General features: G+C 53.6%; 1 pseudogene. It reads left to right on the top strand.

From position 1 onward, the window contains the following. Positions 1–41 precede the first annotated feature (41 nt). Positions 42–265, top strand: a pseudogene (locus tag R0J92_RS23630) (BCCT family transporter); the annotation flags it as partial.

Genomic DNA, 265 nt, shown 5'->3' on the forward strand with positions numbered 1-265 from the left:
CGTACGGCGTGCGGCAGAAACCCAGCGGAGGGATGATAGCGATGACCGAGACGACGGCGGGTACTGAACCAACACCGGGCGGAAATCTCATTGTAACCGATTATGAAATCGGCCAAGACAACATCAAAGCTTCGATTGGCCCCTTCGGACTGGACATTCATAATCCCGTCTTCGCGATCTCTGCGCTGAGTATCGTAATATTCGTCATCGGCACATTGGCGTTTCCGGTGACAGCCACAGGTATTTTTGAGGCCGCGAAAGTCTG

It is taken from the genome of Tritonibacter sp. SIMBA_163, assembly GCF_046535935.1.
Taxonomy (GTDB): domain Bacteria; phylum Pseudomonadota; class Alphaproteobacteria; order Rhodobacterales; family Rhodobacteraceae; genus Epibacterium; species Epibacterium scottomollicae.